The sequence below is a fragment of the Olivibacter sp. XZL3 genome (assembly GCF_004368405.1).
In the GTDB taxonomy this organism is placed as follows: Bacteria; Bacteroidota; Bacteroidia; order Sphingobacteriales; family Sphingobacteriaceae; genus Olivibacter.
This window is the reverse complement of the sequence record NZ_SBJH01000102.1, coordinates 12,877-32,729: the sequence shown is the minus strand read 5'-3', so window position 1 is coordinate 32,729 and position 19,853 is coordinate 12,877. Positions and strand designations below refer to the sequence as shown.

Annotated in this window: 33 protein-coding genes; all 33 read left to right on the top strand. The window is 41.7% G+C overall.

What is annotated here, in order from left to right:
• Positions 1-143: 143 nt before the first annotated feature.
• The 33 genes from EPX21_RS19460 to EPX21_RS19300 all read left to right on the top strand — a co-directional run bounded on the left by EPX21_RS19460 (position 144) and on the right by EPX21_RS19300 (position 19,744).
• Positions 144-959, top strand: a complete 816-nt coding sequence (locus EPX21_RS19460) for an AraC family transcriptional regulator (protein ID WP_134091332.1) — start codon at positions 144-146, stop codon at positions 957-959.
• Between the two features lie 55 nt (positions 960-1,014).
• Positions 1,015-2,139, top strand: a complete 1,125-nt coding sequence (gene dnaN / locus EPX21_RS19455; protein WP_134091331.1) for a DNA polymerase III subunit beta — start codon at positions 1,015-1,017, stop codon at positions 2,137-2,139.
• Between the two features lie 25 nt (positions 2,140-2,164).
• A complete protein-coding gene (locus EPX21_RS19450; protein ID WP_134091330.1) occupies positions 2,165-2,827 on the top strand; it encodes a DedA family protein in 663 nt (220 codons plus the stop codon).
• A 194-nt stretch (positions 2,828-3,021) separates the two neighbouring features.
• Positions 3,022-3,639 (top strand): 50S ribosomal protein L3, encoded by a 618-nt coding sequence (gene rplC, locus EPX21_RS19445; protein ID WP_134091329.1) that lies wholly within the window; start codon positions 3,022-3,024, stop codon positions 3,637-3,639.
• A gap of 4 nt (positions 3,640-3,643) precedes the next feature.
• Positions 3,644-4,273, top strand: coding sequence for a 50S ribosomal protein L4 (rplD, locus tag EPX21_RS19440; protein WP_134091328.1), 630 nt, complete (start codon positions 3,644-3,646; stop codon positions 4,271-4,273).
• Position 4,274: 1 nt separating this feature from the next.
• A complete protein-coding gene (rplW, locus tag EPX21_RS19435; RefSeq protein WP_013665002.1) occupies positions 4,275-4,565 on the top strand; it encodes a 50S ribosomal protein L23 in 291 nt (96 codons plus the stop codon).
• 6 nt (positions 4,566-4,571) lie between these two features.
• Positions 4,572-5,396, top strand: a complete 825-nt coding sequence (gene rplB / locus EPX21_RS19430) for a 50S ribosomal protein L2 (RefSeq protein WP_134091327.1) — start codon at positions 4,572-4,574, stop codon at positions 5,394-5,396.
• Entirely contained in the window at positions 5,396-5,662 is a 267-nt protein-coding gene (gene rpsS, locus EPX21_RS19425; RefSeq protein WP_013665004.1) for a 30S ribosomal protein S19, read from the top strand. Before rplB ends, rpsS begins: the two co-directional genes overlap by 1 nt.
• Positions 5,663-5,668: 6 nt before the next feature.
• Positions 5,669-6,103 carry a 50S ribosomal protein L22 gene (rplV, locus tag EPX21_RS19420; RefSeq protein WP_134091326.1) on the top strand — a complete coding sequence of 145 codons (435 nt, stop codon included), beginning with the start codon at positions 5,669-5,671 and terminating at the stop codon, positions 6,101-6,103.
• Positions 6,104-6,112: 9 nt separating this feature from the next.
• On the top strand, positions 6,113-6,919 hold the full coding sequence (gene rpsC, locus EPX21_RS19415; RefSeq protein WP_134091325.1) for a 30S ribosomal protein S3: 807 nt from the start codon (positions 6,113-6,115) through the stop codon (positions 6,917-6,919).
• Between the two features lie 54 nt (positions 6,920-6,973).
• Positions 6,974-7,396 carry a 50S ribosomal protein L16 gene (rplP, locus tag EPX21_RS19410; RefSeq protein WP_013665007.1) on the top strand — a complete coding sequence of 141 codons (423 nt, stop codon included), beginning with the start codon at positions 6,974-6,976 and terminating at the stop codon, positions 7,394-7,396.
• 161 nt (positions 7,397-7,557) lie between these two features.
• Positions 7,558-7,788, top strand: a complete 231-nt coding sequence (gene rpmC / locus EPX21_RS19405) for a 50S ribosomal protein L29 (RefSeq protein WP_134091324.1) — start codon at positions 7,558-7,560, stop codon at positions 7,786-7,788.
• A gap of 13 nt (positions 7,789-7,801) precedes the next feature.
• On the top strand, positions 7,802-8,056 hold the full coding sequence (gene rpsQ, locus EPX21_RS19400) for a 30S ribosomal protein S17 (protein WP_134091323.1): 255 nt from the start codon (positions 7,802-7,804) through the stop codon (positions 8,054-8,056).
• Between the two features lie 2 nt (positions 8,057-8,058).
• On the top strand, positions 8,059-8,427 hold the full coding sequence (gene rplN, locus EPX21_RS19395) for a 50S ribosomal protein L14 (protein WP_093328119.1): 369 nt from the start codon (positions 8,059-8,061) through the stop codon (positions 8,425-8,427).
• A gap of 1 nt (position 8,428) precedes the next feature.
• The gene (gene rplX / locus EPX21_RS19390) at positions 8,429-8,755 is read left to right on the top strand and encodes a 50S ribosomal protein L24 (protein ID WP_134091322.1); all 327 of its coding nucleotides are present in this window, start codon (positions 8,429-8,431) and stop codon (positions 8,753-8,755) included.
• Entirely contained in the window at positions 8,755-9,321 is a 567-nt protein-coding gene (gene rplE / locus EPX21_RS19385) for a 50S ribosomal protein L5 (protein WP_134091321.1), read from the top strand. Before rplX ends, rplE begins: the two co-directional genes overlap by 1 nt.
• On the top strand, positions 9,314-9,583 hold the full coding sequence (rpsN, locus tag EPX21_RS19380) for a 30S ribosomal protein S14 (RefSeq protein ID WP_134091320.1): 270 nt from the start codon (positions 9,314-9,316) through the stop codon (positions 9,581-9,583). The genes rplE and rpsN overlap by 8 nt, the downstream gene beginning before the upstream one ends.
• A gap of 142 nt (positions 9,584-9,725) precedes the next feature.
• Positions 9,726-10,124, top strand: a complete 399-nt coding sequence (rpsH, locus tag EPX21_RS19375) for a 30S ribosomal protein S8 (RefSeq protein WP_134091319.1) — start codon at positions 9,726-9,728, stop codon at positions 10,122-10,124.
• A gap of 18 nt (positions 10,125-10,142) precedes the next feature.
• The gene (rplF, locus tag EPX21_RS19370; protein WP_134091318.1) at positions 10,143-10,697 is read left to right on the top strand and encodes a 50S ribosomal protein L6; all 555 of its coding nucleotides are present in this window, start codon (positions 10,143-10,145) and stop codon (positions 10,695-10,697) included.
• The gene (gene rplR / locus EPX21_RS19365; RefSeq protein WP_370451026.1) at positions 10,697-11,056 is read left to right on the top strand and encodes a 50S ribosomal protein L18; all 360 of its coding nucleotides are present in this window, start codon (positions 10,697-10,699) and stop codon (positions 11,054-11,056) included. Before rplF ends, rplR begins: the two co-directional genes overlap by 1 nt.
• 13 nt (positions 11,057-11,069) lie before the next feature.
• Complete coding sequence (gene rpsE, locus EPX21_RS19360) at positions 11,070-11,588, top strand: 30S ribosomal protein S5 (RefSeq protein ID WP_134091316.1); 519 nt, start codon at positions 11,070-11,072, stop codon at positions 11,586-11,588.
• A 4-nt stretch (positions 11,589-11,592) separates the two neighbouring features.
• Entirely contained in the window at positions 11,593-11,772 is a 180-nt protein-coding gene (gene rpmD / locus EPX21_RS19355; RefSeq protein WP_134091315.1) for a 50S ribosomal protein L30, read from the top strand.
• Positions 11,773-11,905: 133 nt separating this feature from the next.
• On the top strand, positions 11,906-12,352 hold the full coding sequence (gene rplO, locus EPX21_RS19350) for a 50S ribosomal protein L15 (protein WP_134091314.1): 447 nt from the start codon (positions 11,906-11,908) through the stop codon (positions 12,350-12,352).
• 4 nt (positions 12,353-12,356) lie between these two features.
• Positions 12,357-13,688 (top strand): preprotein translocase subunit SecY, encoded by a 1,332-nt coding sequence (gene secY, locus EPX21_RS19345; RefSeq protein ID WP_134091313.1) that lies wholly within the window; start codon positions 12,357-12,359, stop codon positions 13,686-13,688.
• A 7-nt stretch (positions 13,689-13,695) separates the two neighbouring features.
• A complete protein-coding gene (gene map / locus EPX21_RS19340; protein WP_134091312.1) occupies positions 13,696-14,481 on the top strand; it encodes a type I methionyl aminopeptidase in 786 nt (261 codons plus the stop codon).
• A gap of 74 nt (positions 14,482-14,555) precedes the next feature.
• A complete protein-coding gene (gene infA, locus EPX21_RS19335) occupies positions 14,556-14,774 on the top strand; it encodes a translation initiation factor IF-1 (RefSeq protein ID WP_093328090.1) in 219 nt (72 codons plus the stop codon).
• Positions 14,775-14,917: 143 nt separating this feature from the next.
• Entirely contained in the window at positions 14,918-15,034 is a 117-nt protein-coding gene (gene ykgO, locus EPX21_RS19330; RefSeq protein WP_013665024.1) for a type B 50S ribosomal protein L36, read from the top strand.
• A gap of 95 nt (positions 15,035-15,129) precedes the next feature.
• Positions 15,130-15,507, top strand: coding sequence for a 30S ribosomal protein S13 (rpsM, locus tag EPX21_RS19325; RefSeq protein ID WP_134091311.1), 378 nt, complete (start codon positions 15,130-15,132; stop codon positions 15,505-15,507).
• A gap of 16 nt (positions 15,508-15,523) precedes the next feature.
• Positions 15,524-15,913, top strand: coding sequence for a 30S ribosomal protein S11 (gene rpsK / locus EPX21_RS19320; protein WP_093328087.1), 390 nt, complete (start codon positions 15,524-15,526; stop codon positions 15,911-15,913).
• Positions 15,914-15,980: 67 nt separating this feature from the next.
• On the top strand, positions 15,981-16,589 hold the full coding sequence (gene rpsD / locus EPX21_RS19315; protein WP_134091310.1) for a 30S ribosomal protein S4: 609 nt from the start codon (positions 15,981-15,983) through the stop codon (positions 16,587-16,589).
• An 83-nt stretch (positions 16,590-16,672) separates the two neighbouring features.
• Positions 16,673-17,665 (top strand): DNA-directed RNA polymerase subunit alpha, encoded by a 993-nt coding sequence (locus EPX21_RS19310; RefSeq protein ID WP_013665028.1) that lies wholly within the window; start codon positions 16,673-16,675, stop codon positions 17,663-17,665.
• 215 nt (positions 17,666-17,880) lie between these two features.
• Positions 17,881-18,456: a 50S ribosomal protein L17 gene (gene rplQ, locus EPX21_RS19305; protein WP_134091309.1), complete on the top strand. Its 576-nt coding sequence runs from the start codon at positions 17,881-17,883 to the stop codon at positions 18,454-18,456.
• Positions 18,457-18,550: 94 nt separating this feature from the next.
• A complete protein-coding gene (locus EPX21_RS19300; RefSeq protein WP_134091308.1) occupies positions 18,551-19,744 on the top strand; it encodes an SAM-dependent methyltransferase in 1,194 nt (397 codons plus the stop codon).
• Positions 19,745-19,853 lie beyond the last annotated feature (109 nt).

Genomic DNA, 19,853 nt, shown 5'->3' with positions numbered 1-19,853 from the left:
CTTTTTATCCAAAGATATATTTCACGATCTATTCTCATTTCTTGTATTTATCCTTCAGAGTTCAAACTAACGATATTATTTAGTGGATTTTTACTCTTTTATTAGCGGAAGGAAAGGGTTCTGTACCTTCGTGATCAAATACTATGACAGGCGAAAAATATTACATCTCGGACGTAGATAAAAAAGAGGACACCATCTATTGTTACCACAACCAAATGGGTGAGAAATTTATACCGAGTCATACGCACAAAAAGGGACAGTTTTTGTACACTGAAGGCGGCGTGGTGTTTATAAAAACGCGCGAAAAGTCCTATTTCCTTCCTGCCCGACATTATATGTGGATTGCCCCCGATGTGGAGCACAGCATTCATCCCAGCTCGCCCGATGTGATTATGAGGAACCTCTATTTTCCGATTTATCCCTCGGATGATACATTCTATTTCAACACCAGCATTCATCCTGTAAATGATCTATTGTTAGAGCTCATGCTGTTTACCAACCGGTGGACCGGACATATAGATCCACAAGATAAAGCGGCCTATACCATTGTCGACGCATTTAAGATGTTGTTGCCACAGATGAGCAATTTTTCACTGCCTTTGTCTTTGCCATTGGCCAAAAACAAGCGTTTGAAGGAGCTGACGCTATACCTGGAGGAGAATCTGGGCAGAGACTTTTTGTTTAACGACTTGGCGGTGAGCTTCGGGTTTAGTCCGCGTTCCCTGTCCCGGCTCTTTCAAAAAGACTTGGGCATGTCCTTTATTCAATACCTGACGGCTCTTCGCATGTTGAAAGCTTTGCAGCTTTTGTTGGAAAAATCCTTGTCCATCCACGAAGTGGCAATGAAAGTAGGGTATAATAGTTTACCTACTTTTAGTAATACCTTTCAAAAAATGATCGGTGTTCGTCCCAGTGAGTACATCAAGATGAACCATGTGAGCAGACGGCACAACTCATAACTTTTTTTAACTTTCTCCATTCTTTTTATTATCATTGCCGTTATATTTGACAGATATGAGATTCATAGTTTCGACTTCAACTTTACTTAAACAACTACAAGCCGTAAACGGTGCATCAAGCAGTAGTACCGTGTTACCCATATTAGAGAATTTTTTGTTTGAGATCAAAGATAATTCGCTTACGATTTCAGCTACGGATTTGCAGACAAGTATGATAACGTCGCTACCGGTGGAGTCGAAAGAAGAAGGTAAGGTTGCTGTTCCAGCTAAGATTCTAATAGAAACATTGAAGACGCTGCCGGATCAGCCCATCGCATTTTCGGTAGATGTGCAGACCTTTGCCATTGAAATCAGTGCGGGTGATGGAAAGTATAAATTAAGTGGTGAAAACGCGGACGATTTTCCGAAAATTCCGGTAGTGGAGAATCCCTCTACGGTGCGTATTCCAGCCTCTGTTTTATCAGAAGCAATCAGCAAAACCATATTCGCGGTTAGTAACGACGAATTACGGCCGGCAATGACGGGCGTGCTTTGTCAGCTGACCCCGCAAAATACGACCTTTGTATCGACAGATGCCCACAAGCTGGTGCGTTATCGCCGTGGAGACGTTAAGTCGGAACAAGTAACCTCCATGATTCTTCCAAAGAAAGCCTTGACTTTGTTGAAAAGTTCGTTGCCGTCGGAAGATGTGGATGTCGCCGTTGAATATAATAATACCAGTGCATTCTTCAAGTTTGGCAATATCCATTTGATTTGTCGTTTAATTGATGAACGTTATCCGGATTACGAAGCGGTTATTCCGCAGGTGAACCCGAACAAATTGACGATCGACCGATCGTTGTTATTAAACTCATTGCGGCGCGTGGTTATTTTTGCCAATAAAACAACCCATCAGGTGCGTTTAAAAATCACGGGGAGTGAACTTAATATTTCTTCAGAGGATTTAGATTTTGCGAATGAAGCGCACGAGCGTTTAAGCTGCCAATACGAAGGGGAAGATACAGAGATTGGTTTTAATGCCAAATTTTTGATCGAGATGCTTAGCAATTTGGAATGTGAGGAAGTTGTTCTTGAGATGAGTACACCGAACCGGGCCGGTTTATTGCTGCCAGCAGTAGAGGAAGAAAACGAAAATATACTCATGCTTGTGATGCCCGTTATGCTGAACAATCAGGGATAATTAATTCATTTCAAAAAGAGAATACGTGGAAGTATTAACATCCGTTATTGATTTTATCCTGCATATCGACAAACATCTTGTAGAGATTGTCAACGCGTACCAAACATGGACGTATTTAATACTTTTCTTAATTATTTTTGCTGAAACCGGTTTAGTGGTTACCCCATTCCTTCCCGGCGACTCATTGCTTTTTGCGGCCGGCGCTATCGTTGCCAAACCGGATACCGATTTGAATATTCTCTTACTGTGCGCATTGCTTATCATTGCGGCGGTATTAGGAGATTTAGTAAACTACCATATTGGTAAATATGTAGGTCCGGTAGCCTTTAGCGGGAAATATAAGCTTTTAAAAAAGGAGTACTTGGAGAAAACCCAGCGCTTTTATATTAAGCACGGCGGTAAAACCATTATTTATGCCCGTTTCATTCCGATCGTACGGACCTTTGCACCTTTTGTGGCGGGTATTGGCACGATGAGCTATGGTAAATTTGCCTCATACAATGTAGTGGGCGGCTGTCTTTGGGTGGCATCGTTTTTATTTTTGGGATACTATTTTGGCGGCTTGCCCGTTATAAAGAATAACTTTACGTATGTGATCTTCGCAATCATTTTGCTTTCGATATTGCCCCCTCTCATTGAGGTTATAAGAGGAAAAAGCAAGCGGGAAGAGGCAAGCAGCGGCCTGTGATTGCTGAAATCGGTCTAAAAGAAAAAATTTCTATAGCGAATGAGGTGCTCCCCGCATCAAGAAAATTAAAAAAATAATTCGCTAAGTATTTGATAGTTAAAGGAAGTTTTCTATCTTTGCCGTCCCTTTGTGGGATTAGTATGTCTTGAACGAAGCCCTACTGCTTCGATGGACAAAAATAGAAATTAAAGAAAATGTCAGGAATTATTGGAAAAAAAGTAGGAATGACCAGCATTTACGACGCTGAGGGGAGAAACATTCCCTGTACAGTGATTGAAGCTGGCCCGTGCGTGGTAACGCAGATACGCACGGAAGAAAATGACGGTTATGCAGCGATCCAGCTAGCTTTCGACGAAAAGAAAGAAAAGAACACGACCGCATCATTGAAGGGGCATTTTGCGAAAGCGCAAACAACGCCTAAGCGTAAGTTGGTAGAATTTGAGGTTTTCCCTGAAGAGAAAAACCTTGGAGACGTTGTTACAGTTGATATTTTCGCTGAAGGCGATTATATCGATGTGGTAGGAACCTCTAAAGGTAAAGGTTTCCAGGGCGTTGTGAAACGTCACGGTTTTGCGGGTGTTGGTGGCCAGACCCATGGTCAGCACAACCGTATGCGTGCACCGGGTTCATTAGGTGCTTCATCTTGGCCTTCTCGCGTATTCAAAGGTATGCGTATGGCCGGCCGCACTGGTGGCGACCGCGTTAAGGTTCAAAACTTACAAGTGTTGAAAGTGTATCCAGAGCAAAACTTGCTAGTTGTTAGCGGTTCGGTTCCGGGTGCAAAGGGTTCTTACGTAATCGTAGATAAATAAGAAGATGGAAGTACAAGTTTTAAACATTTCAGGTAAAGAAACAGGTGCCAAGGTGCAACTTCCTGAAGCGGTATTCGGTGTAACCCCTAACGATCACGCTATTTATTTAGATGTTAAGCAGTATTTGGCTAATCAACGTCAAGGTACGCATAAATCTAAGCAACGTAACGAGATTGCCGGTTCTACCCGCAAATTACACAAACAAAAAGGTACTGGTGGAGCCCGTGCCGGTAGTATTAAGTCCCCCTTGTTCAACGGTGGTGGCCGTATCTTTGGTCCACAGCCCCGTGATTACAGCTTCAAATTGAACAAAAAGTTAAAAGCTTTAGCTCGTAAATCTGCTTTAAGTTATAAAGCGCAAGAAAACAACATCGTTGTTTTGGATGAGGTGAACTTCACGTCCATCAAAACCAAAGACTATGTGAAGCTTGTAAATGACTTAAATGTAGCAAACGAGAAGACCTTATTGGTTTTACCGGCTTTGAACAAGAATGTTTATTTATCAAGCAGAAACTTGAAGAAAGCAAAAGTGATTACAGCAGCGGATATCAATACATATGATGTGTTGAACGCGACTAAGCTTTTGTTAACTACCGAGACTGTTAAAACATTGGAGGAGGCATTTGCCAAGTAACATGGAGATAATAAAGAAACCCGTATTAACAGAAAAGGCGGCGCTTTTAACAGAAAAGTTGAACCGCTATACATTTAAGGTGGACCATAGGGCCAACAAAATACAGATTAAAGCTGCGGTTGAACAGATGTTCGGCGTGAATGTTGAATCGGTAAACACCATGGTGGTTTGCGGAAAGACAAAGAGCCGTTACACGAAAGCAGGAAATATCTCAGGCCGTGCTCCTAAATATAAGAAAGCCATCATCACGTTGAAAGATGGTGAAACTATTGACTTTTACAGTACTATATAATTAGAAATGGCAGTTAAAAGATTCAAACCGGTTACTCCAGGTACTCGTTTTCGGGTAGGAGCTGACTATAGCGATGTGACAACGAATGTACCTGAAAAATCATTGGTTGTTAAAATCAAAAAGTCGGGTGGTAGAAATAATACCGGTAAAATGACTATGCGTTATCTCGGTGGGGGACATAAGAAATCATACCGATTGATAGATTTTAAACGCGATAAAAAAGATATCCCCGCAAAAGTAGCCACTATTGAATACGATCCAAACCGTACTGCGCGTATAGCATTGTTGCATTATGCAGATGGTGAGAAACGCTATATCATTGCTCCAGAGGGTTTACAAGTAGGCCAGACGATTGTTGCTGGCGAGCAAGTTGCTCCAGAAGTTGGAAATACATTACCATTAAAGAGCATTCCTCTTGGTTCGATCATTCACAATATTGAATTGAATCCAGGACAAGGCGGATCGATTGCACGTAGTGCAGGAACGTATGCGCAGCTTTCTGCTCGTGATGGTAAATATGCGATCATTAAATTGCCTTCGGGTGAAACCAGAATGATTTTAGCAACTTGTGTTGCGACAATCGGTGCGGTTTCGAATGCTGAGAAAGCTAACCAAGTGTTAGGTAAAGCAGGTAGAAAGCGTTGGTTGGGCCGCCGTCCGCGCGTTCGTGGTGTAGCTATGAACCCGGTAGATCACCCTATGGGAGGTGGTGAAGGTAGAGCATCTGGAGGTCATCCACGCTCACGCAAAGGCTTGTTAGCGAAAGGCTTCAAGACCCGTTATAAGAAGAAAACATCGAATCGTTACATCATTGAGAGAAGGAAAAAATAATGGCTCGTTCAATTAAAAAAGGTCCTTATATTGATCATAACTTAGAGAGAAAAGTTCTTTCTATGAATGAAACCAATAAAAAATCAGTTGTTAAAACTTGGTCACGTAGATCTATGATTTCTCCTGATTTCGTTGGTCATACCTTCGCAGTTCACAACGGGAATAAGTTTATTCCGGTGTATGTAACCGAGAACATGGTTGGCCATAAATTAGGGGAGTTCGCTCCTACCAGAACATTTAGAGGTCACGCTGAAAAGAAAAAATAATAGGCAATGGAAGCAACAAATAACGTAAAGAAGAAAAAATCTGTACTGATAAGAGAAAGAAAAGAGCAGGCACAGAAGGGTGGCGCTTCTACTGCCAAATTATTGAACTGCCCTACGTCTCCACGTAAGATGCGTTTGGTAGTAGATCTTATCAGAGGTGAAAAAGTTGAAAAAGCGTTGTATATTTTGAAATATACAAATAAAGAAGCTGCTACAAGGGTTGAGAAGTTGTTATTATCAGCTATCAAGAATTGGGAAGCGAACAACGAAGATAAGCGCGTTGAAGACAGCGAACTGTATGTAAAAGAAGTTTCTGTTGGAGGCGGCCGTCAATTAAAAAGATTAAGACCTGCACCGCAGGGACGTGGTTATAGAATTCGCAAGCGTTCTAACCATGTAACCCTTGTCGTTGACAGCAAAACTACTGAACCACAAAACTAATTAGGAGAAATGGGACAAAAAGCACATCCAATAGGTAACAGATTAGGAATCATCAAGGGTTGGGATTCTAACTGGTTCGGTGGCAACAACTACTCCGATAAATTAGTTGAAGACGAGAAGATCAGAAAATATCTTTCTGTTCGTATCGCTAAAGGTGGCGTAGCAAAAGTTGTTATCGAGCGTACATTGAAACGTCTTACAGTGACTATCCACACGGCTCGTCCGGGGATCGTTATCGGCAAAGGCGGTCAGGAAGTTGATAAAATTAAGGAAGAGCTTAAAAAGCTTACTAAGAAAGATGTTCAAATCAACATCTTTGAGATTAAACGTCCGGAATTAGATGCTCAGTTGGTAGCAGACGGAGTAGCGAAGCAGCTAGAGGCGCGGATTTCTTTCCGTCGTGCCATGAAAACCACGATCGCTTCTACGATGCGTATGGGAGCAGAAGGTATCAAAATCATGTGCTCTGGTCGTTTAGGCGGTGCGGAAATGGCTCGTACTGAACAGTACAAAGAAGGAAGAATTCCTTTGCATACATTCCGTGCAGACATTGATTATGCATTGGCAGAGGCGCATACCACTTATGGAAAAATAGGTGTTAAAGTATGGATCTGTAAAGGAGAAGTATACGGTAAGCGTGACTTATCTCCAAATGTAGGTCAAGGAAACGTTAAGGGTAGAGGTGAAGGTGCCGGCAACTTCGGCGGTGGAGACCGCAACCGAGGTGGCAACGACCGTAGAGGTGGTGGAAGAAACGACCGCCGTGGCGGAGGACGTGGTGGCAACCGTGGTGGAGCTCCTAAGGGAAAAAACTAATTTAGGTATCATGAATGCTGTCGGTAGACAGCTAGTTTAATCATATTAAAGACAATGTTACAGCCAAAAAGAACGAAGTTCAGAAAGATGCAGAAAGGCCGCATGAAGGGTAATGCCGGACGCGGTGCTGAATTGGCTTTCGGATCTTTCGGTATAAAATCATTAGAGCCGGCATGGATTACCAGCCGTCAGATTGAAGCGGCTCGTATTGCGGTAACCCGTTATATGAAACGTGAAGGTCAAGTTTGGATCCGTATCTTCCCTGATAAACCCGTAACGAAGAAACCTGCAGAGGTTCGTATGGGTAAGGGTAAAGGTGCCCCAGAATATTGGGTAGCGGTAGTTCGCCCAGGTCGCATGTTATTTGAGGCGGAAGGTGTTCCTTTGGAAGTGGCTAAAGAAGCATTGCGTTTAGCTGCTCAGAAACTTCCGGTTCAAACCAAGTTCGTTATACGTAGAGATTACGTAGAAGCATAAATCGTCTAGCCCGCCGTTTGTTGGCGGGCCTGCCGTTACCAGGCCCGTAAATAGGTTAGCGCCTTTAAAGCAAATTGGTTAAATAGACACAACATTAAATAAGAAAATGGAATGTTCCCTCAAAAGAATGGTTTCATTACTTTAAAAAACGAATTATTCAAATGAAAAATTCAGAAATCTTAGAACTATCAAAAGAGGAACTTGTAGCCCGTATCGCAGAAGAGAAGGTTGCCCTCAATAAGTTGAAATTTGCTCATGCTGTTTCTGCTATAGAAAATCCGCTTCGGATTAAAACATCTAGAAAGTTAATTGCTCGTTTAAACACAGCGCTTTCTGCCATCAAGAATGCAGAGGCTAAACAAGCAGAAGAAGCAGCCGCTGAGGCACAATAATTTTAAGTCGAAAATGGAAAGAAATTTAAGAAAAACAAGGATCGGCTTGGTAGTAAGCAACAAAATGAACAAGTCCATCGTAGTGGCTGTTGAGCGTAAAGTGAAACACCCTATCTATGGTAAATTCGTAAAGAAAACTACCAAATTTAAAGCTCATGACGAAGAAAACACCTGCGGTATCGGCGATACGGTGTTGATTATGGAAACGCGTCCGCTGAGTAAGACTAAAAACTGGAGATTAGTTGAAATTTTAGAAAGGGCTAAGTAAACATGGTACAACAGGAATCAAGACTAACAGTGGCCGACAACAGCGGAGCTAAAGAAGTTTTAGTAATCCGTGTATTGGGCGGTACCGGCAAGCGTTATGCATCATTAGGCGACAAGATCGTTGTAACCGTTAAAAGTGCTATCCCTTCCGGAAATATAAAGAAAGGAACAGTCTCTAAAGCAGTAGTTGTTAGAACAAAGAAAGAAGTACGTCGTAAAGATGGTTCTTACATTCGTTTTGACGATAATGCGGCTGTGTTATTAAATAATCAGGATGAACCACGTGGTACACGTATCTTTGGCCCGGTTGCCAGAGAGCTTCGTGAAAAGCAGTTCATGAAAATTGTATCATTAGCACCGGAGGTTTTATAAAATGGGAAAGATTAAATTAAAAATCCGTAAAGGCGATTTGGTACAAGTTATTGCCGGTGATTCTAAAGGAACACAAGGTAAGGTTTTGGAAGTGATCATTGATAAAAATCGTGCGGTTGTTGAAGGTGCTAATTTAGTATCTAAACATACAAAACCTAATGCAGCCAACCCTAACGGTGGTATTATTAAAAAGGAAGCACCAATTCACATTTCGAACTTAGCATTGGTTGATCCTAAGTCGGGTAAAGCTACCCGTGTAGGTCGTCAGAAAAACAGCGAAGGCAAGTTAGTTCGTGTGGCTAAAAAATCAGGGGAGGAGATTAAGTAATGACTTACGTACCAAGATTAAAAGCGAAATATAAAGAAGAAATTCGCACCGCACTGAAAGAGAAATTTCAGTATAAGAGTGTTATGCAGGTCCCTAAGTTGGTAAAGATTTCAGTTAACCAAGGGGTCGGTGGCGCTACTACCGACAAGAAGTTGATTGAAACGGCTGTCAACGAGATGACCATAATTACCGGACAACAGGCCGTAGCAGCGAAATCAAAGAAAGATATTTCTAACTTCAAATTGCGTAAAGGTATGCCGGTAGGTGTACACGTTACGTTACGTGATAGCAAGATGTATGAGTTTTTAGACCGTTTGATCGCTGTTGCTTTGCCACGTATCCGTGACTTTAAAGGTATTAACGACAAGGGCTTTGATGGCCGTGGTAACTATACCTTAGGGGTAACAGAGCAGATTATCTTCCCAGAAATTAACATTGATAAGATCAATAAGATTATGGGTATGGATATTACCTTTGTAACAACGGCTAGTACAGACGTTGAAGCCTTAGAATTACTTAAACAGTTCGGTTTACCATTCAAAAATCAAAATACAACTAATGGCTAAAGAAGGAGTTAAAGCACGTGAAGTTAAACGTGCCAGATTGGTTGCCAAATTCGCTGAAAAGCGTGCTGCATTAAAGGCAGAAGGCAATTACGAAGCATTAGATAAATTGCCAAAAAACGCTTCTCCGGTTCGTTTGCACAATCGTTGTAAACTAACAGGACGCCCTAAAGGGTATATGCGTCAGTTCGGTATTTCGCGGGTTACTTTCCGTGAAATGGCTTTAGCTGGCAAAATACCGGGGGTGAAAAAAGCTTCTTGGTAGTTTCTTGAGTTATAAGTTGTACGTAGTAAGTTTTAGTACCTTGCTGCGTATAGCTTATAACTTATTACTTATAACAAGTATTAACCGATAGCAGGTCTGTTTGCCATGGGGGCGACGGAAACCACTATCAAATTTATAACAAATGAATACAGATTCAATAGCAGATTACCTTACAAGAGTAAGGAATGCCATTAAGGCCAACCACAGGGTTGTTGAAATTCCTGCATCAAACCTAAAAAAGGAAATCACAAAAGTTCTTTTTGACAAGGGTTACATTACGAACTACAAGTTTGAGGATAAAAATGTTCAAGGCGTTATTAAAATAGCTTTGAAATATCATCCGATAACGAAAGTTCCTGCTATTCGCACCTTGACACGTGTGAGTAAACCAGGTTTAAGAAAGTATGCAGGTGTTGAAACTATGCCGCGTGTATTAAATGGATTAGGAATTGCGATCTTATCTACTTCGAAAGGAGTAATGACCGATAAGGAAGCAAGGAACCTGAACATTGGTGGCGAAGTTTTATGTTACGTTTATTAATCAGGAGGAAAACACACAATGTCAAGAATTGGAAAAGCACCTATTGCGATCCCTGCGGGCGTTACCGTTACGGTCTCTGACAAGAACCTGGTAACCGTAAAAGGACCAAAAGGTGAATTAACACAGCAAGTTGATTCAGCGATCACCGTATCACAAGAAGACGGTAACATCATTATCAAGCGTCCTACAGATAGCAAAAATCACAAGTCATTGCATGGTTTATACAGAGCTTTGCTCAATAACATGGTGATTGGGGTTACAGAAGGCTATAAAACTACGCAAGAGTTAGTGGGTGTAGGTTACCGTGCAAGTCACCAAGGAAGTACTTTGGACTTAATTTTAGGTTATTCTCACCACATTGTAATGGTATTACCTAAAGAAGTAAAGGTAACAACCACAGCAGAAAAAGGAAAGAATCCTACGATCACGTTAGAATCTATCGACAAGCAATTGATCGGTCAGGTAGCGGCAAAAATCAGATCGTTACGTGCACCGGAACCATACAAAGGTAAAGGTATCAAGTTTGCTGGTGAAGTATTAAGAAGAAAAGCAGGTAAATCAGCTAAAAAATAATCATCATGGCAGGAAGTAAATCATCTCGCAGAGAGCGAATTAAAAAAGGGATCAGAAAACACTTATCCGGTTCTGCAGAGCGTCCTCGTCTTTCTGTATATAGAAGCAATAAAGGCATCTATGCACAGGTTATCGATGATGTTGCTGGTAAGACCATCGTTTCAGCATCCTCTTCATCAAAGGATTTCAGTGCAAGCGGCACGAAATCTGAGCAGTCTAAAGCTGTCGGTAAATTAATCGCCGAAAAAGCTAAAGCAGCAGGAATTAACCAAGTAGTTTTTGACCGTAACGGGTATTTATACCATGGCCGCGTTAAATCGTTGGCTGAGGGAGCTCGTGAAGGCGGTTTAGACTTTTAATTAAAACAGAGAGATGTCAGTAAATAATATTAAAAGAGTAAAATCAAGCGAGATCGAATTAAAAGACCGTTTGGTTAGTATTCAGCGTGTTGCCAAAGTGACTAAAGGTGGTCGTACTTTTAGCTTCTCGGCGATTGTAGTAGTAGGGGACGAGAACGGTGTGGTAGGTTACGGTTTAGGTAAAGCTAAGGAGGTTACCGAAGCAATTGCTAAAGGTGTAGACGACGCTAAAAAGAACTTGGTGAAAGTTCCGATTATCAAAGGAACTGTTCCACATGCACAGCTTGGCAAATATTCAGGCGGATCTGTATTGATTAAACCGGCTGTTCACGGTACAGGTGTATTAGCAGGTGGTGCGATGCGTGCCGTTTTAGAAAGTGCTGGTATTACCGACGTATTAGCAAAGTCAACAGGTTCTTCAAACCCTCATAATGTGGTTAAAGCTACTATCGATGCGTTAACAAAAATGCGTGATGCTTATACAGTGGCTCAAAACCGCGGTGTTGATTTGAATAAAGTATTTAATGGATAAGCAAATGGCGAAGATAAAAATCACACAGATTAAAAGCGTAATCGACAGAAGCGAGCGCCAGAAAAGAACCATGCAGGCGCTTGGCTTGACCAAGATCAACAGGTCTGTAGAGGTAGAGGCTACCCCAGCAATCATTGGGATGGTTAGAAAAGTTAACCATTTAGTTGCCGTTGAGAGTGTATAATTAAAATTATTTTAATAGATTGTCGTCCTTTTCCCTTTGGCGTTAAGGATGACAATTTTTAGGTAATTTTATAGTTTTAACCGTTCACCCTGATTAGTGAAAGCGAAGGGGAACATAGAAGTTTGTATTAATCATGAACTTATCAAATTTAAAACCTGCTACAGGTTCAATCAAAAGTAAAAAACGTATTGGTCGTGGTACCGGTTCTGGCCGTGGTGGCACATCGACACGTGGACATAAAGGCGCTGGATCACGTTCTGGAAACAGTACGAAAATTGGTTTCGAAGGTGGTCAGATGCCCCTTCAACGTAGGCTACCTAAAGTTGGGTTTAAGAATCCTAACCGTGTAGAATATGTAGGAATCAATCTGGATGTATTGCAAGCGTTGGTTGAGAGATTCAACTTGACAAGCATCGATTTCGAAGCCTTAAAGGCGCATGGCTTGGTGTCTAAGAATGACCTTGTTAAAATTCTTGGTCGCGGGGAACTAAAAGCAAAATTAGAAGTTAAAGCACATGCATTCTCTGCTACTGCACAAAAACAAATTGAAGCAGCGGGCGGTTCGATCGTAAAACTTTAATTAAATGAAGAAGCTAATCACAACCTTAACCAATATATGGAAGATCGAAGATCTGAGAACGCGTATCTTGAATACGCTTCTATTTCTTTTGATTTACCGTGTAGGTTCTCATATCGTATTGCCCGGTGTTAGTCCGCAATCGCTCGACCAGGAAGCGAAGGATGGTATATTGGGTTTACTTAATATGTTTGCCGGAGGGTCATTTTCCCGTTCGGCAATATTTGCGTTAGGGGTAATGCCTTATATTTCTGCCTCTATTGTAGTGCAGTTATTGGGTATTGCCGTTCCGTATTTCCAGAAACTACAGAAAGAAGGCGAAAGTGGACGGAAAAAGATGACACAGATTACCCGTTACTTGACCCTTGCAATTACCCTTGTTCAAGCCGTAGCTTATTTAAGGTCGCAGATTAGCCCAGAAGCCAAAACAATGGATGAACCCTTCTTTACCATTGTTGGTACCTTCATTTTAACCGCGGGAACCATGTTTGTGATGTGGTTAGGAGAGAAGATTACCGATAAAGGTATTGGAAATGGTATTTCATTGATCATCATGGTAGGAATCATCGCACAACTTCCAAGCGGAATGTTAAGCGAGTGGGCTTCCCGCATGGATGGTCATGGCGGTTTAATTCCATTTATCGTTGAAATAGCTGCTTTGTTCTTCGTCGTAGTATTTACTATTCTTATTGTACAAGGGGTTCGCAAGATTCCCGTGCAGTATGCGAAGAAGATCGTAGGTAACAAGCAGTACGGTGGAGTTCGTCAGTACATACCATTGAAAGTCAATTCTGCGGGCGTAATGCCTATCATTTTTGCACAAGCAATTATGTTTATTCCAACGACCTTGGCGCAGTTTTTTCCAGATCTTCAATCGCCGTTTCTTACTTCGCTGAGTAATTTTACCTCTGTGGCGTATAATGTAACTTTTGCAATTCTGATTATTGCGTTTACATTTTTCTATACAGCCATTATGGTGAATCCGCAGCAGATGTCGGATGACATGAAGAAAAATGGAGGCTTTATTCCGGGTGTAAAACCGGGTTTGGCAACAAGTGGTTACATCGATAGCGTGATATCCAAAATCACTTTACCGGGATCTGTCTTCTTAGCAGTGATTGCCATCTTGCCTGCTATCGCCAGTTTACTTGGTGTGAACAGTCAGTTTGCGCACTTCTACGGAGGTACTTCTTTATTGATTTTAGTCGGTGTGGTGCTGGATACGCTTCAACAGATAGAAAGTCATTTGCTCATGCGTCATTACGATGGTTTGATGAAAACAGGCCGGGTTAAAGGACGTACCGCTGTAGGAAGCGGGGTAGCAGATCCAACAATATAGACGCAGCATGTCGAAATTGATTTATAAATCAGAAGAAGATATTGAACAGATCCGCAAAAGTGCCGACGTACTGTCGAGGACCCTTGCGGAGATAGCAAAAGAAATCAAACCGGGAGTAAAAACCATAGACTTGGATAAATTGGCTTTTACCTTTATTCAAGATCATGGCGGAACTCCCGCTTTTCTGAACTATAACGGATTCCCTTTTTCACTCTGTATTTCAGTGAACGATCAGATCGTTCACGGTTTTCCTGGAACCTACGAATTGAGAGAAGGCGACATCATTAGTGTAGACGGCGGTGTTGTGTTAAATGGCTATATCAGCGATTCGGCATATACCTTTTCTGTCGGGCCAATTGATGCGGAGGTGGAGCAGCTTCTTCGGGTAACAAAGGAAAGTTTAGCCCTGGGTGTTGAGCAGGCGGTGGTGGGGAGGCGAGTAGGTGATATCTCCTTTGCGGTACAGGAGCACGTGCGCACTTATGGATATGGCATTGTCAAAGAATTGGTGGGCCATGGCGTAGGGATCCACTTGCATGAGAAGCCTGAAGTGCCCAACTATGGGCAACGGGGTAAAGGTACCAAATTGGAGCGTGGAATGGTCATAGCGATCGAACCGATGATCAATTTGGGGAAAGCGGGCGTACGTTTTTGGGAAGACGGTTGGACCGTAAGTACAATTGACGGAAAGCCTTCGGCCCATTTCGAGCATACGGTTGCAGTAAATAAGGGCAAACCAGACGTTTTAACGACGTTTTCGTATATTGAAGAAGTTTTAAACAAAAAAGGTTGATAATCAGCATTTTTATTTTTAACTTTGCAACCCTGTTTGTGCAGGGTTTATAAATACATAATAATCAATAACATATGGCTAAACAAGCCTCTATTGAACAAGACGGCATCATTAAAGAAGCATTATCTAATGCTATGTTTCGTGTAGAATTGGAAAATGGACATGAGATTATCGCCCATATATCCGGCAAAATGCGTATGCATTACATCAAGATATTGCCTGGAGACCGGGTAAAATTAGAAATGTCTCCTTACGATTTGACCAAAGGTAGGATAACTTATCGGTATAAGTAGGGGCAGTCTGCAAGAGATAGACCTTATTGTTCGCTTGTGGTCTATAGGTTTTGAAAGGGTTGTTCCTAATAAAGATAATAAGAGGCGGCATGGAAAGAAAGATTGCTGCCTGGAATGAATAACAACGACATAATTATTTAGAGATGAAAGTTAGAGCATCTATCAAAAAACGTAGCGCTGATTGTAAGATCATTCGCCGTAAAGGTAAAGTATTTGTAATTAACAAAAAGAACCCGAAGTTTAAACAACGTCAGGGATAGTAATTATAAGGTGAAACAGGTAGAAGGTAGAAGGCGAAGGGTTTCCTTTACTGCTTACACCTTAAACCTTAAGCCTTTTAACCGTAATAATAAATATGGCAAGGATAGCAGGTATAGATTTACCAAGAAACAAAAGAGGAGTAATCGGACTTACTTATATCTTTGGTGTTGGTCTTTCCACAGCGAAAAGTATATTAGCTGAGGCTGGTATTGACGAAAACACTAAGGTACAGGAATGGACCGATGATCAGTTAACAGCAATTCGTACTATCATCAACGATCGTGTGAAAGTTGAAGGTGCATTGCGTTCAGAAGTTCAGCTGAACATTAAGCGTTTAATGGATATTGGCTGTTACCGTGGTTTACGTCACCGTAAAGGGTTACCACTTCGTGGGCAACGTACAAAAAACAACTCACGTACCCGTAAAGGAAAACGTAAGACTGTTGCTAACAAGAAAAAAGCTACTAAATAATAATTGATACAATACAATGGCTAAAAGTAAAAAAGTAACCAAGAAGCGTATTGTGGTGATTGAACCTGTAGGTCAGGCTCATATCAATGCAACCTTTAACAATATCATTGTTACGCTTACCAACAACCAAGGTCAAACAATTTCTTGGTCTTCAGCTGGTAAAATGGGCTTCAAAGGTTCGAAAAAGAATACCCCTTATGCTGCCTCACAGGCTGCCAATGACTGCGGTAAAGTTGCGCATGATTTAGGTTTGCGTAAAGTTGAAGTTTTTGTAAAAGGACCGGGTGCTGGACGTGAGTCGGCTATTCGTACCTTACAAACTCAAGGTATTGAGGTTACTTCAATTAAAGACATTACCCCACTTCCGCACAATGGTTGTCGTCCACCAAAAAGGAGAAGAGTTTAATTTAACGTATTTTTAAAGCTAAGATTCTCTAGCCTTGGGTTAGATGATACTTTAAAAGAGAAAAAAAATGGCAAGATATACCGGACCTAAGTCCAAAATAGCCCGTAAGTTCAGAGAGCCTATCTTTGGCCCTGATAAAGCATTAGAGCGTAAAAATTACCCTCCGGGCATGCATGGTGCTTCTAAGCGCCGTGGCAAGCAGTCAGAATATGCTATTCAGCTGCAAGAAAAACAAAAAGCAAAATACACGTATGGTGTATTAGAGCGTCAGTTTGCTAACCTGTTTGTGAAAGCTTCTTCGAAAGAAGGTATCACAGGGGAGAACTTGCTCAAATTTTTGGAGGCTCGTTTAGACAATACAGTTTATCGTTTAGGTATTGCACCTACACGTTCAGGAGCCCGTCAATTGGTAGGACACAAACATATCACCGTAAACGGTCAAGTGGTAAATATTCCTTCTTATAGTGTACGTCCTGGCGATATCATCGCTGTTCGTGAGCGGTCTAAAACGTTGGAAGCGGTTACCAATTCCGTGGCTGGTAGAAAACTAAATAAATATAGCTGGTTAGAATGGGATGCGAACGAACTTACAGGTAAGTTCTTGAATTATCCTAACCGCGATGAGATTCCTGAAAATATCAAGGAACAGCTGATCGTCGAGTTGTATTCTAAATAGTGTATAAAGCAAACGAGTATCTGGCTATTGCCGGGTACTCGTTTGTTAGCAATCATTTCAATCAAACAATTAATTAGAAATAAATGGCAATCTTAGCATTTCAGAAACCGGATAAAGTTATCATGCAAAAATCCACGGATTTTGACGGAACGTTTGAATTTCGACCGTTAGAACCGGGTTTCGGTGTAACCATAGGTAATGCTCTACGCCGTATTTTGTTGTCTTCGTTAGAAGGTTATGCAATTACTTCTGTTCGTTTCTCTGGTGTGTCACATGAGTTTTCTACCATCACTGGTGTAGTAGAGGATGTGACCGAGATTATCCTTAATCTTAAACAAGTTCGTTTTAAGAAAACAGGAGAGTCTGGAGATTCAGAAAAGATTTTTGTAGTAATCAACGGTCAAGATCAATTTAAAGCTGGGGATATTACCAGTCATTCTAACAACTTTACTGTACTCAATCCTGACTTGGTGATTTGTAACATGGAAAGCTCTGTCACTTTAGAAGTGGAGCTGACTGTAAACAAGGGCCGTGGTTATGTCAATGCTGAAGAGAATAAAGTTGCCGATGCAGCCGTTGGAGTGATCGCGATTGACTCTATCTACACACCGATCAAGAATGTAAAATACACCATTGAGAATTTCCGTGTAGAACAGAAAACAGATTACGAGAAGCTTTTATTGGATATTTCTACGGATGGCTCCATTCATCCGGAAGATGCATTGAAAGAAGCTGCTAAAATTTTAATTCATCACTTTATGCTATTCTCAGATGAGAATATTCTTTTGGAATCTCAAACAAAAGAGGAAACAAAAGAGGTTGATGAAGAAATCTTGCACATGCGCAAAATCTTGAAAACCGAATTGGTCGACTTAGATCTTTCTGTGCGTGCATTAAACTGCTTGAAAGCTGCTGATATCCGTAGCTTAGCCGAGTTAGTTTCTTACGATGTAGCCGATATGCTTAAGTTTAGAAACTTCGGAAAGAAATCTCTAACTGAGATTCAGGAACTTGTAAAATCTAAAGGCTTGTCTTTCGGTATGAACTTATCGAAGTACAAACTGGACGAAGAATAAATAAAATAATAAAGCGACCTGTTGCATAATTCCTCTTGTAAAGTAAAAATTAAAAAGTCAAAATTAAAAAGGTAGGCTTTGTGCCGCATGAAAGATGAGCTGTAATGGTTTTTTAATTATTGATATCTTGTAGTTTATTTAAGGTATCAATGAGCCCTTCGGGGTTTTGGCTTTTGACTTTTGAATTAAGAACGGTATGCACAAAACAAAAAACAATGAGACACGGAAAAAAAATCAATCACTTAGGCCGCACAGATAGCCATCGGAAGGCCCTATTGTCTAACATGGCCGTATCGCTTATCAAACATAAGCGTATCGTTACTACTTTAGCGAAAGCAAAGGCCCTTCGCACATACGTAGAGCCTTTGATCACGAAGTCTAAGAATGACACCACGCATTCACGCCGTACGGTATTCAGCTATGTAAAAGACAAAGAAGCGGTAACGATCTTGTTCCGCGAGATTTCTGAGAAAGTGGCTAACCGTCCTGGAGGTTACACACGTATCATCAAAATGGAAAATCGCCCAGGCGATAATGCAGAAGTAGCATTGATCGAATTGGTCGACTACAATGAAGTGTACACTGCCGGTGAAGCGAAGGTAGAGAAGAAATCAACTCGCCGTCGTGGTGGAAGAAAGAAAGCAGCCGCTAAAGAACAAGAGGTGGTAGCTGCCGATGAGGCTGCAGCACCGGTTGAAGAAACGGCTACAGAAGAAGCACCTAAAGAAGATGCTGCGGAAGCAAAGGCGGAACCAGCGGCTTCAGCTGACGAATCAAAAGAGAAGGAATAATAGTTCCTAATCCTTACAATATTAAATCCCCTTTTTAGGGGATTTTTTGTTTTCTGTACATGCGGTCTAAATGCCCGCTTATCGATTGTTAATTATGGCAAATCTGACCCCTCTAGAAACGCTGATCGCTCAGTTCCGCTCCAGTTTGCAACAAGAGCGCTTTGTTAAGACGTCGTTCGGCAATTACCAAGGAGACGAATTGGAGTTAAAAAATATTTATGTGCGGCTCATCCTCGTAAAGCGTGTGCCGAAACTTAGTTTTACCTATCGCTTTCGGAGTCGTGATGTAGTTAAGAACTTTGAAGTGGAAGCGGGTATTGAACACGCAAGTCAATACCTTCGGGGAGGCTTCCACTTAGCGAACCTTTTCACTACCGCTAACGATTTTAGCTGGACAGTTGACAAAAATGGGAAAGAAAAGCTGTCCGTCAAAGCTGCTTCTGTTACTGAGCGGCAGTCTTTATCTCACGACAAGGAGAAGCAACGACTTATTAAAGCCGAGGGGGATAAAGCCTATTTGCGCGATTTAAGGATTACGGACGCGACAAGCCAGGTTTATAAGAACGCGCAGGATAAGTTCAAACAGATCAACCACTACATCGAATTATTGCGCGCGTCAATCCGTGAAGTGGGCGAAACCAATCTGCGGAGCGTTGTCGACATGGGATCGGGGAAAGGTTATTTAACCTTTGCGCTCTACGATTATTTATATAATGTGTTAGGGTTGAAAGAGGTCGCTGTTACCGGCGTCGAGTATCGGGAGGACCTGGTAGCCTTATGCAATCGCATCGCGGTAAAATCAGGGTTTCCCTCGCTGAAGTTCCAGCAAGGGGCGATTATTGATTACGAGGCGCCGGATGTCGACATGTTGGTGGCGCTACACGCTTGCGATACCGCTACGGATGATGCGATTTACAAAGGGGTTGAAGGCGGAGCAAAGTTAATCGTGGTGGCACCCTGTTGTCATAAACAGATCCGGCGGCAATTAGAGGTGGCCGAAGTGGGCAGCGAAATGCTCCCGATTACCCGATTTGGCATCTTTTTAGAGCGGCAGGCTGAAATGTTGACAGATGCATTAAGAGCCTTGATTTTAGAATACTATGGTTACAAAACGAAAGTGCTTGAATTTGTATCCGATGCCCATACTCCTAAAAACGTGCTCATTGTTGCTACCAAAATAGGATCGATATCGCCCGATCGGCAACAACAAATTCGATTTCAGATTCAGCAGACTAAAGCCTATTTTGGTATAGAAAGACATCATCTGGAAAAATTATTTGATTTATAATCGCTTTGTGATCGCTTGGAGTGCTTTTCGGTCTGGTATTCAGTCTTGCAAGCCTCAAAAAAGAGCGACTGACATTATGTCTTAAACATGAACTTGGCACAAGCATTGA